Genomic DNA, 11776 nt, shown 5'->3' on the forward strand with positions numbered 1-11776 from the left:
CGTCTTGAGCCGATCTGCTTCGCGCATCGTCATCGTGATCGTCGCCGTTGATGTCGCCATGGCCGGACCCCAAGCCCAGAACCTGGGTTGGGCGACTTTGCGACATCTGAAATCGGCCAGAACGCGACATTACTAAATCGCTCCTACAGAAAAACCACCGAAAAGGACAATTATGTTTACTAAGCTGCGGAGTCTATTTAAGGGCCGCGGGGAAGAGCGGGGAGGGTGGGGGGCTTTGATGCAGCCGGAGAGGATTTGACTTTTCTCACTCGCTCTCCGGCCCGGAAAAGCCCGCATGGCATAGGGGAAGAGGGCGCTGATGTCTGGCGCGGGCCTGCGACAAACTGTCATGGTCTTGCAGGGGCGGCATGGCCGGCTCTCGCACATTTGGCATCCTCGCAGGAGCCCTCTCATGCCCTTCCTCGCGCCTTCGTTCGCCCGCTTGCCACCCCTGGCTTACCTGCTGGACGACCAGGTTGAATCACGAAGAAAAGTTGCCAAACACCTCGGGGTGAGCTTTCGTACGCTGCAGCGCTATCAGGCCAGCGGCAACGCACCCCGCGCGGTGTACCTGGCCCTCTGGTTCGAGAGCCGCTGGGGCATGGCCGCCCTGCACACGCAGGCCTACAACGAAGCGCAGCACGCCCGCGCCTGGGTTGCGTCCCTCGAGCGCGAGTGCGAGCGGCTGCGCGGCGTCATCCGTGTGTACGAGGACGCGCAGGCCCAACCCGCGGCCAACGCGCCGACTTTTCACCTGGTTTGAAGCACATAGATAAAAGGACGTCAGAACGGGAGGATGGGACTTGGGGCCCTGGGTGCGTAGCATCCTCTGCGGCCGCTGGGCTCGGAAAGACGTCGAGATCCGAATTCGCTGCCGTACGGCGGAGGCTCCCATTGGGCGCGGCCGCGATCACATCTGAGTCCGGGATCTGAGGAAAATCTGAATCGAGACCACGCGTTGCTTCGGAGACCGAGGTGCTCAAAACGATAGCCGCATAGGCCCTGCGACGGGCCTACGAGCCGAACCGAAAATTCCTAACTGACGCGGGCCAAGATGGGCTCGAAGCGCTTGCGAAGCCTCTCCCGCCGTGCGGTGTAGAAAGCAAGAAATTCTTCATGTGTCGCGGGCGCCACCACAAGATCGTGCCGGTCCAGGACTGCTTGGCGAGATGCGGCATCTGGATAAGTGGCTTCCATCCAAGGCCCGGGCAGGCTGTCATTCTTCGATACGTTGAGCAATCCCTCAAGCAGCTGGAGGTTGGCCAATCGATCACGGACGGCGAGACATTCCTCCACATACGCAGCGTCGCAATCCGCCCGTTCCAGCTTTCTCTTCTGAAGCTGGCTTTTCGGGAAGAAATGGTCGATATGGTGCAACTGCCGCACATCAATGAACGGGAAAAGCATCGAGAGTGCTGGAAACAATCGGCGATCACCGTATTCCATGTCAAGCAGGTCCTCGATTTCCTCTGGGCCGAATGACAGCGACTTGCCGCGGCCCGCCATCACCTTCTCGAGTGCCTCACAGGGGAAGACTTGATGCTCTCCACGTATGACATCGCGAAGCGCTGTGAGTAACGTGTCTAGGCCGCTGCCCCAGATTCCAGAGGTCTTCAGCAAGGATCTAATCAGCCAACTCCGAATGCTTTCGCGCTCGGCCGCGTGGGACGGATGTCCGATCCAGTTCTCTGGCGGCTTGCGCTTGAAAATGTAGTAGGCGATTGGCAGTAGCGAACTGTCCGCACGCAAGGTCTGCTCTGCTAATCCAAACGAAGCTGCCAACTCAACGGTCAGGATGGTGGCACGGCGAACCTCCGACCAAACCTTTTCGAGCGTATTCATGTTTGCTCGGTTGAAGTTCTCGACTTTGAAGCCCACGCTTGCGATGTCAGCGAGCATCAATCCAGCCTTGAGCACGAAGTCCTTCGACAGATTGAATCCGGCGCCAATGTTGTTAAGTTCGTCCACCAAGCCATGGATCTCTTGTCGCGCATCGAGCTTCGACCACTGTGCGATGGCGATACTGAGCAGAAGGTCGGAATAGGACAATACCGTCCCACCTGAATTCATGCGGATGAAGATTCGCAGTACGCGATCCAGCTCTTGGCTTCGCTCGGTGTAATAAGTCAATGTCGGTGTAACCTGCACCACCTGAAAGAGCTGATGAAGCGTATCACTTGCTCGATTGAACACCTCACTATCGGCGGTGATGTTGCGCGTGGTCATCTTCGCGTAGAGCCATTGAGACAACTTGGCGGCATTTGGTACAAGCAGAATATCTGGAACGGGATACCACAAGGCTTCCAAATCCGCGGCTGCCTTCTGTGCCTCCAGAAACCGAAACCGGTATGCCTCACCTTCGTCGTCTTCGCCGCGCAAAGCCGTAAGGTCCAGGTGGAGAATCTTCTTCGGAAAAGCGTTGGGGTTCGATCTCCATTTGTTGGGTTCCTTGAACGAGACCGATCCTCGAAGACCGATGTTTAGCGCCGTGAGGCGTTGCTGACCATCGAGAACTGCCGTCAACTCACGGTTCGGCAACATTCCTAGTTCCGGGCAATGCGCGGCATCTCGCTCGTGATAATTCTGAACGAAGCCAAAAAATTTGAACTCCGCGCTCTTCTCTGGCTCGACTTTCCAGAACAGAAAGGTGCCGAAGGGATAGCCCTGCATAAGACTATCAAAGAGCCTGCATATCTGGTCCGGCTTCCACACAAATTCCCGTTGTATGGCGGGCAAGACATAGTGATTCTTGCTTACAGCCTCAAGCGCGTCCTTGATTGTCAAACCCGATTGGTACAAATCTAATCTCCATCTTCACCCGTAGGCGCTTTAAGGTGTTGGCCCGCCCACTTGTCGAAGCGCTTGGACACGTTTCATAGTAAGTCTTAATCCTGCTCGTCAGCGGCGTTGCGCATATTTGACGCGCGACGCGTATTTACGACCGCCCACTTTCCCGCGGTGCACTATTCGCGAGGCATGACGAGCTTATCTGCAGTGCTAGTTCGAATGGTAGGCCGTCTCGTGTCGAAGCGAGATGCGAGACACCTGGAGACGACGTCATTGAATCACTTGAGCGAGTGCGCGCTCGATTCGCGACCTGCTCGCTGCACGTATCTGCCGAAGCCCAAGCTCTCGCGCCATACGACTGACCGGATCTTCTGGTCCGGAGTCGACTAGGACTGAGCGGGCCAGTGAAGTCAATTCTTCGATGCATATTTCGTCAACCGGTCGAGCATCTTCCCCGGGCGTCCGAAAACGTGAATGCTCCACGGATCCGGCGACGCCTGGCCAGTAAAAGACGCCCGCATCGTCCGTCGTGCGCTCGAAGCGCTTCGCAGCCAAGGTCATTACACGCTCCTGAATGCGCGCGCCAGTGCGTTGCCAACCGTGTGCGCGAGCAATCCGCTGAGCAAGGACCAGGTCCAGCAGTGGTCCTTCATGCGCAACGACGTGGGCGATCATCTTGTCCAGCGACTCGTCATAGCTGGCATCAAAAAACCTGCCGGCTTCGGCGGTCGTGGCCGTTGCAGGGTCTGATTCGACATACGCGGACGAAGGGAGAGGCGGCTGTGCGACCGAGATATTCCGGGCGTAGACCTCGACACCCGCTTGTTTGAGAGAGACGTCTTCGGGTTCGTCGCCCATAGCTTCAGCATCCTCGTTTCCGTTCTCCGTCGATGATGAAGGGCCCTGTGAGCCTCCCGTCACCTCCGTCGGATCGGCCCTTGCCTTGCTGATGGCCTCCTGAGCGGCCTGAAGGGCATCCTCTCGCTCCGCCTTCTCGGCGCGCATTGCGCGGCTGCGTGCGAGCAAATCCTTGAGCTGCAGATCGATTCGCTCGAGGGTTCCGGCACGATCGACCCACCAGTCCGTGGACCAGATCCGGACGATCTCCCAACCCAGTCCGCGCAGCACTTGCTCACGGAGCAGGTCGCGGTCGCGGGCGGTTGCGGAACGGTGGTAAGTCGCTCCATCGCATTCGATGCCTGTGAGGTAAGTGCCCCTCGCGTCAGGATGGACGACAGCCAGGTCGATGCGAAAGGAGGACGCCCCGATCTGTGTGTGGAGCTCCCAGCCCTTGCTGGACAGTGCGGCTGCAACGGCCTCTTCGAACGGGCTCTCGAATCCGCCGAGGCTGCCATTGGTCGCCTCGGCCAGCGCCTTCGTGCCGCGCTCCGCGAATTCCAGGAAATGCTTCAGATCCTTGACGCCACGTGCTTGCGTGCGCGCCAGATCCATCTTTTCCGGGCGTAGGCTTGAGAACACCCGAAGCTCTTGCCGCGCGCGGGTAATGGCAACGTTGAGGCGGCGTTCACCGCCTTCGCGGTTCATCGGGCCGAAGTTCATCGATACCGCGCCGGTGAGATCCGGGCCAAAGGTGGTCGAGAAGTACATGATGTCGCGCTCGTCGCCTTGCACGCTTTCCAGGTTCTTCACGAACAGCGGCTCTAAGGCTGACTCGGCAAAGTGCGGCTCCAGCGACGGGTCCTTCCGGCGCTCGTCATCCAGCAGATCCTCGATCAGTGTCTGCTGCTCGGAGTTGAAGGTCACCACGCCGATGGTGTGCCCTGTCTCACGGAATCCTGGTGCCCTGAGCTTGGCGACGATGTCGGCCACCACGGCGCGCGCCTCCGGCTTGTTGATGCGCGCACCGCCCTTCTCATAGACGCCAGCGACATGATGGAAGCTGACCGCCGTGTCCACCGTCACCGGGGAAGGGAAAGTGACCAGCGACCCACCGTAGTATCGATGGTTCGAAAAGGCAATCAGGCTCTCATGGCGGCTGCGGTAGTGCCAAGATAGATTCATCGTGGGCAAGTTCGCGCCCATGCACTCGTCCAGGATGCTCTCCAGATCGCCCTCGGTCTCCTCCTCATCGTTCGAGGCCTCCGCGCGATCAAAGAAGCTCGTCGGCGGCAGTTGTTTCGGGTCGCCGACCATCACCACCTGCTTGCCTCGCGCGATCGCTCCAATCGCATCCCAGACAGGGATCTGTGACGCCTCGTCGAAGACCACCACGTCAAAGGCGTTGGCGTCCGCGCTGAGGTATTGGGCGATCGACAGCGGACTCATCAGGAGGCATGGCGTCAGCTTGGTCAGCGCCGTCGGAAGGCTGGACATCAGCGTGCGCAGCGGCAGATGCTTGGTCTTCTTGGTCATCTCATGGCGAAGCAGGCCCCACTCGGAGCTGCGCGTCACGCTCTCTTGCTGTGGAAGGTCGGCGCACAGCCGTGCGCGGATCCATGCTCGCGTGAGCTCCGTATACCGAGTCTCCAGGGCGCGGAAGTCGCCGATGCGCTTTTCGTGCTCTGCCGCCACGAAGGTGCGAATCACCGGTTCGCTGTCGACCACGATGTTCAACCACCAGCGGCTGTAGTTGGTTTCGAACGCGTGGCGAACCTGACCAGCCTTGACCGCGCCGTTCTCGATGCCTGCGACGACGCCCGACAGGCCGAGCAAGATGGCTTGCCCGCGCACTTTCCGCCAAGCGCACCAGGCGTTCAGGCGTGGCTCGGACTGGATGATCCCGTTGCAACGTTCGATGAGGTCGTTCAGGGCGACATCGCCGAAGTCGGCTTTTGCGCCGTCGGACAACGCTCCTGCGACGCTCAGTTGATCGATCTTCGGCTGAAGCGCGAGCCATGCCGTGAGATAGCCCTGAGCCGCGGCGGCGAGGGCGCCCGCGGGTTCGAGCAGCGCATTGTCCTCGCCGATGAGCCGCTCGAGCGGTGCGGCGATGGCCCGGAGATCTTCCGGCGTCGCAGCTAGGTTGGTGATGGCAGCGCCGACAGAGGCCTGAAATTTCAGCGCCTTCTCAACGTCCTCGATGCTCGTTCTCAACCCGTTCCACACACCGTGCGTCGATGCGTGCAAGTCGGCCAGCTGGTCCAGGTTCCGCTCGACGCCTGCACGTTGCTGGCAGATTTGGAGGTCCGCAGCCATTGTCTCGCCGCACGCGCCCGCTGCGACCGCCTCATGGGTCCCGGTCAACGACCCCGATACGCGGATCTGCGACATCGCCGCATTGAAGTCCAGCGCGGTCTCCAAGGCATCGATGCGCGTCGACATGCCGGACCACAGCGAAGCGGTCGCAGCCGAAAGGCCTTCGAGGGAGCCCAACTCGATGTCGAGTTCACGCAAGGCGCGCAGTTTCTGGAGCTCTTCTGCCAGCCGAGTCCCGCAGCGTCCGTTGGCGACGGGTTCCAAGCCGACGTCGCTCCATTCCCGGCCGCTCTTTGCAGCGACGAGCTCGGACTGGAACTTGAGCGCTGCGCGTGCAAATTCAGGACGCGTCTTCAGGCCTGACCACACGCCGTCGACCGCCGGCCCGATCTGCAGGGCTTCGACCTCCGTCCTCAGCGTCCGAATCTGAACCCACAAGCGCAGATCCAACGAAATGTTGGGCTCGCCTTCGCCGACGATGCAGCCCTCCAGGGCCTGCCTCACTTTGCGTTTGGCGACAACCGACAGTGGCCAGACAGCCTTTTCGGCCTTGCCGAACTCTCGCTGAAGCTGGGAGACGTTCAGCTGCTCGATCTGTTCGCCGTAGTGTACGGACAGCTGGTTGGTGGCCTTCGCGATCTCATCGAGCAACCGAAGGCCACCATCCAGTTCCTGCACGATGTCGTCGGACCAGGTCGTGCCAAGTCCGGCATGGAGCGCACGCCGCTGCTCGATCAAGCCCATGCCCCGGCGGCATGCAGCAACGACCGAAGGTGACCAACCGGGCGACAGCGAAGCCGACAGTTCCCGATGTTGAGCGAGTTGCTCGAGACCGCCACGAAGTCGATCGGCGATTGCACGGGCGTCGGCCCGTGCTGCGAAGCGCCAATCATGGCCCGTCGCCGTGGGCAGCGCACGGGCAAGCATGCCCATGGCGCCCCGCGCACGGCGTGTCAGTGAAAAGGAGGGAAAGCCACATGTACCCGCAAAGTGCTCGTAACTCGCGATCAACGACTGCGCCACCGGCAGGACGCCGCGTGCTGCGTCTACCAAGGACTGCTGCAGCTTCGGCGACCACTCGCTGTGCCCGATGTCCGCCAACGGGTTTTTGAGCAGGCCTTGGTAGCCAACCGCCTTGGCGTTGACATCCAGGCGCTCGACGACGCTGACCATCGCCTCCATGGCGGCCGCGTCGTGCGCGTTGGCCGCCTCCCACGACAGCCCGAGCGGTGGGACTGCGTCGCCGTCGATCACGCGGCCGATCGCCTCGTAGATCGTCATGCCGTTTCCGAAACGGAAATGAAGCCGCTCCACGTAGATGTTCAGATCGTCGCGGAGCGCCTTCAGGCGCCGCGCCTCCGCTCGCCAGACTTCTGGATCGACCACTCCGGTGGATTCCCAGGAATTCTTCAACTGCGCCAGCACGTCGAGCTTGCGCGCCTTGCTGGAGTGCAGTTCCAGACAGAACTCCCCGAGTTTCACTTCACGCAGTCGCCGGAACACCACGTCGAGCGCAGCGATCTTCTCCGAGACGAAGAGCACGCGCTTGCCTTCAGCCAGGCATTGGGCAATCATGTTGGAGATCGTCTGGCTTTTGCCAGTGCCGGGGGGGCCAATGAGCACGAAGTCCTTGCCTCGAACAGCAGCCATGACGGCAGACAGCTGCGACGAGTCGGCCGGCAGTGGACAGAAGGTCTGCGCCGGGTCGAATTCGCGGTCCAGATTGCGGGGGTGCGGGAAGGGGACACCTGCCGGATAGTTGTCCCTGGGCGAATCGATCAGATGGCGAACCACGGCGTTCTGCCTGAGTTGGTCCGTGCGTTCGGTCAAGTCCTTCCACATCAGGTACTTGGCGAACGAGAACATTGCGAGGACGACCTCCTCGGAAACTTCCCAGCCCTTGATGTCCTTGATGGCGGTCGAGACCGCCTTCCACACCGCAGCGACGTCAAGACCGTTGTCGTCCTTGGGCAGCTCGCCGTCCGCGATGCCGAGGTTCAGGTTGAAATCCTGGCGCAGCATTTCGATGAGCGTGGGGTTGAACCGCGGCTCGTCATCGTGGATCGCCAACGTGAAGCCGGAACGGGCGCTCTTGCGGCTCAGCGTGACCGGCACCAGGATCAGCGGGGCGCGGTACTTCTGGCCTGCACGATCGTCTCTGGTCCAGGTCAGGAAACCGAGCGCAAGGTACAGCGTGTTCGAGCCCCCTTCCTGCATCGTCGTTCGAGCCGTCCTGAACAGTTCGACAAGCCGGGCCTCCAATTCGTCCTTCGGCACTCCGACGAACACCTCTTTGCGCTTCAAACCGTCCATGGCGTGCGCACGCCGCACGTCTTCATGCTCCCGGCCTTCGTAGATCGCCTGGCTGCGCGGATCGGCGCCGTCCATCAAATCCGGGCGCGGCATCACCTTCAGGATTTGCCCCTCCGCCAGCATGTCTTCGAGCAAAGCCGCGTCTGGTGCCTCCAGCTTCAGCGCCTTCTTGCTGCCCTTGAAATTCAGCAGGTTGTTTCGAAGCGAGAGATCCAGCAGCTTGCGCTGCCATCGTGCCAGCCGGTCCTTGGGGTTCAGAAGGGCGGGATCGGCTTCGTCTGTCTGGCTTTGCTCCGCCAGGTCAGCGGGTGCGTCATCGAATGTCGGCGCCGAGACCACCGTTTGCTCCGTGGGCGGCTGCATGGCCAGCGTCTCCGCGCTGGCCAGCGGCTTGATGCGCTGCATCCGAGCGCGCCGAACGTCGATGGCGAGTTCGAAAGTCTCTTCCACGGCCTCGCCGATTTGCTCGGCACCGCGCTGCGTGGCAAAGCTGAAGTTCGGAGCGGGTCGCTGCGTGACGATCGTAGTCTCGAAGACGACCAGCTCCTTGAGCTTGATTCTCTTTCGAAGGGCGGTGACGTCGTCCACGACCGTCGTCGCGAACTGGTCGGCCTTGAGCCACACGCCTGCGAACGCATGTCCCTTGGTGAAGACCAGAATCGCATTCAGTCCGGCCTGCTCCAGCGCGGAGCAGAACATCAGTGCGAGGTCCAGGCAGGTGGCCAGCCCGGCCTCCGTGACCTGGCCGGTGCCACGGACCTTTTGACCGGTGTGCTCGAAGCTTGCAGGGGGAAGGGCGTAGTCCAGGCCCAACGAGGCGATGGCACTCCAGATCCCCGACGCAAGCTCCCAGGCTCGCTTGCTGCCGCCCGCGTAGCCGTCGAGGGCCGGACTCTTGCCGTTGTCGCGCAAGATCTCCGCCGCCTTCTTGAGCAGGCGATCCACGGCAGGATCGTTTGGCTGAACGAAGGCGGCCACAAGATCAGGCATGTGCGAGAGGCCGCCCCACTGGTTCCGGGGCAGCAATTCGACAGGGCATTGGAGCTTGGTCAGCTCCGTCGTCTCGTCGCCTCGTGGCCGCAGAGTGAAAGAGACCGTCGCTTGCTCGGCTTCCGTCAATCTGGTCAGGAACGGTCCATCGAGTTCGACGTCGAGATCCGGAAGGCTGCGTGTGGCGCCTTCGGCCACCGACTCGACGCGCCAGACCTTTGGCCGCATGAAGGCAGGCACACCTTCGATCCAGAGATCGACCTGCCCCAACGCCGACGCTGTGTCATTGACGATCCGCAATGCCTTGAGCATCGGTACAGCGTTCTGGAAATCAGCAAGATTGAGCTTTGCTGCAAGCGCAGCGTCCAGCCGGACAACCGGCTCAACCCCATCTGACACCGTGCCAGCCGGTGGAACTTGATCGGGAAACTCAAAGGTTGTCATGCTGGGTGCCGTTGGACGTGGGGTACATGCTGCAACCGAAAAGGGATCTGGCTGCGTTCGTGCCGCGGTTGGCGAGTCGACGGCTCATTCTTGTGCGGCCGAGGAGGGTGGGTGCCGAAGCCCTTTTCGAAATGGGCGGCTGAGCGCTTGGCGAGGAGGCGCATCGATCGGATGTCATGTCGTCGACGCCTCGCCTTGATCTGCCTGCGCTGTCGTCCATGTCGCTTCAATGCCTTCACGCTTGCAGTACTCGTACAGCAGGTGCTCGAGCATGTTGGTTTGGCTACGGTCGGCCCGCGCAGCTGCGGTTTCAAGTAGCCTTTTGAAGCGGGCGCTGACGCGGTAGCTCACGGCGATGGTCTTTTCAGTCACGAGGATCCGCAGATGTAGGGTGAAGGTTGTACCGAGTAGTACTATACGTTTGCGATACGAAACACACAATTTGACACTCGTGGACTATTCAACGGTTGACCCGAGCGATCGCCCTCAGCCGGAAACCTCAGATGACTTTCGTGAAATTCAGCACGACACCTCGGCCCTCATATAAGAGGGGCCGCCAAAAGGAGGATCGCGATGGGCTAAGCCCAATGTTGCTGAGCTTTTTGACCGGCATCCAGAAGGCCTGGGAGCGCTGGCGTCCTGCAAGGAAGCTCGTGCGAATCGAAGGCGACAGCCTTCCACGAGTCATGCCACGCCGTGACCTCGTCCTCACGCAAGACGGCGATGAAGATTGGTGCGTCGGCATGCTGTGTCCATGCGGATGCGGGCGCACCATTGAACTGATGGTCATCCCGGAAGCAAACCCCAGATGGAGTGTCAGGACGGATGCGAAGGGTCGGCCGTCCCTGAGACCGTCTGTTTGGGTCAAAGACGGTGCAAGTCTCACTTCTGGGTGCGCGAAGGGCGCATTCAATGGTGCCCGAAAACGTAGCAAACTTCCATCGAGGCAATGTCTGCCCGGCAGGCCTTGACCTCGGCGCGATCAGAATCAACTCATATGCTTCCCCCAAATACGCCGGCCGCGCTCGCGACTGCGGGCGCTCTGGTCGGCGCCTCAGTCTTTCTCATCGCGATACTTGGGTTGAGGCTTGCACGTCGGCATCCCTCGGATGTGCGAATCGTCTGCTACTTCTTTTCGCTGACCGTGGTCCTCACGGCGTTGGTAGCGATGTGGGCAAATGCAGCGGGCGCCATTGATAGTGACGGCACTTTCCATGGACGAATAGGTTCAGCACTGAACCGCCTCCTCCGAACACTTCTCGACGTGGATGCATCGCTCAAGCTCCTTGGCGGGGTCGTTGGCGTTGTAGTCCTTCCGCAGGTGGCGAGCTATGTACTTGGCGGACTTTTCGGATGCGGGACGTCTCCAATTTTAGTTGGCCGTACGCTGCAGTTTTTCGTATGGAGCCTAGCAAAGTCTTTGGTCGTCGCCTCTGGCATGCTGATGGCGCTCGCGGGTTTAGGCACCGCCGCAGGATGGAAGGGCTGGAGCGCCACCGGCGCCGCAAGTATGGTGTCAACCGCTATGGTGCTGAGTGCCATGACGTTTGTCGTCCTATACCTCTACAGGTTTGAATTCAGCGATGCGTCCTGGGGTGGGACCTCGTCTCATGGACATGGTCGCGCACGGATGCGGCTCGTCTCAGCTCACGCATGGATGACACGCAACGTGAGCGGCCGCTCAAGCGAAGGCGGCGATGCTGTTGTGCCGTCTACCGAGAAATAGCCCGTGCTGCCGCAAGCAGAACGCGGAGGAATTCGGTGCTCGCGGGCAATGAGTGCACCGCCTCGTAGCGCTCTTTACTCACGCCGGGACCGGCCTTAGTGATGCTCCTTTGGTGCGTGAGGTGGAAGGGATGAGGCCGACCTTGTCCGCGATGCAGCCAGATCGGCGGGCGGCGTCCAAGGGGCCCAAACCGTGCTCCACGCTCCGATAGATCGTGGCAAGTCATGACCTGCCAGGCGGATCGACACTTGATTTCCCTTGAAGTATCGCCAAGTCGTGTGATCCTTCGCACGGGAGCTTTCGCGCAACCTCGGCTGATCTCGCGCGAGCACGGCAGATGCACTATCGTATGTCGTGGGG

Annotated in this window: 6 protein-coding genes; 3 read left to right on the forward strand and 3 right to left on the reverse strand. The window is 60.9% G+C overall.

Annotation, left to right across the window (positions count from 1 at the left end):
• The first annotated feature begins 412 nt into the window (after nucleotides 1–412).
• Nucleotides 413–763, forward strand: coding sequence for a hypothetical protein (locus tag AC1DYK_RS15175; RefSeq protein WP_478167088.1), 351 nt, complete (start codon nucleotides 413–415; stop codon nucleotides 761–763).
• A gap of 272 nt (nucleotides 764–1035) precedes the next feature.
• On the opposite strand, the gene AC1DYK_RS15180 is transcribed toward AC1DYK_RS15175, so the two are convergent.
• From AC1DYK_RS15180 to AC1DYK_RS15190, 3 genes are all read right to left on the reverse strand, one after another.
• The gene (locus AC1DYK_RS15180) at nucleotides 1036–2784 is read right to left on the reverse strand and encodes a DUF262 domain-containing protein (RefSeq protein WP_478167089.1); all 1749 of its coding nucleotides are present in this window, start codon (nucleotides 2782–2784) and stop codon (nucleotides 1036–1038) included.
• Nucleotides 2785–3057: 273 nt separating this feature from the next.
• Nucleotides 3058–9690 (reverse strand): DUF3320 domain-containing protein, encoded by a 6633-nt coding sequence (locus AC1DYK_RS15185; RefSeq protein WP_478167090.1) that lies wholly within the window; start codon nucleotides 9688–9690, stop codon nucleotides 3058–3060.
• A gap of 174 nt (nucleotides 9691–9864) precedes the next feature.
• Entirely contained in the window at nucleotides 9865–10062 is a 198-nt protein-coding gene (locus AC1DYK_RS15190; protein ID WP_478167091.1) for a hypothetical protein, read from the reverse strand.
• Nucleotides 10063–10376: 314 nt separating this feature from the next.
• On the opposite strand from AC1DYK_RS15190, the gene AC1DYK_RS15195 reads away from it, so the two are divergent.
• Together AC1DYK_RS15195 and AC1DYK_RS15200 are read left to right on the forward strand one after the other, a co-directional pair.
• On the forward strand, nucleotides 10377–10661 hold the full coding sequence (locus AC1DYK_RS15195; RefSeq protein WP_478167158.1) for a ubiquitination-like system serine protease family protein: 285 nt from the start codon (nucleotides 10377–10379) through the stop codon (nucleotides 10659–10661).
• Nucleotides 10662–10687: 26 nt separating this feature from the next.
• Nucleotides 10688–11416, forward strand: coding sequence for a hypothetical protein (locus AC1DYK_RS15200; protein ID WP_478167092.1), 729 nt, complete (start codon nucleotides 10688–10690; stop codon nucleotides 11414–11416).
• Nucleotides 11417–11776 lie beyond the last annotated feature (360 nt).

The organism is Variovorax sp. P2_H12, from assembly GCF_056403395.1.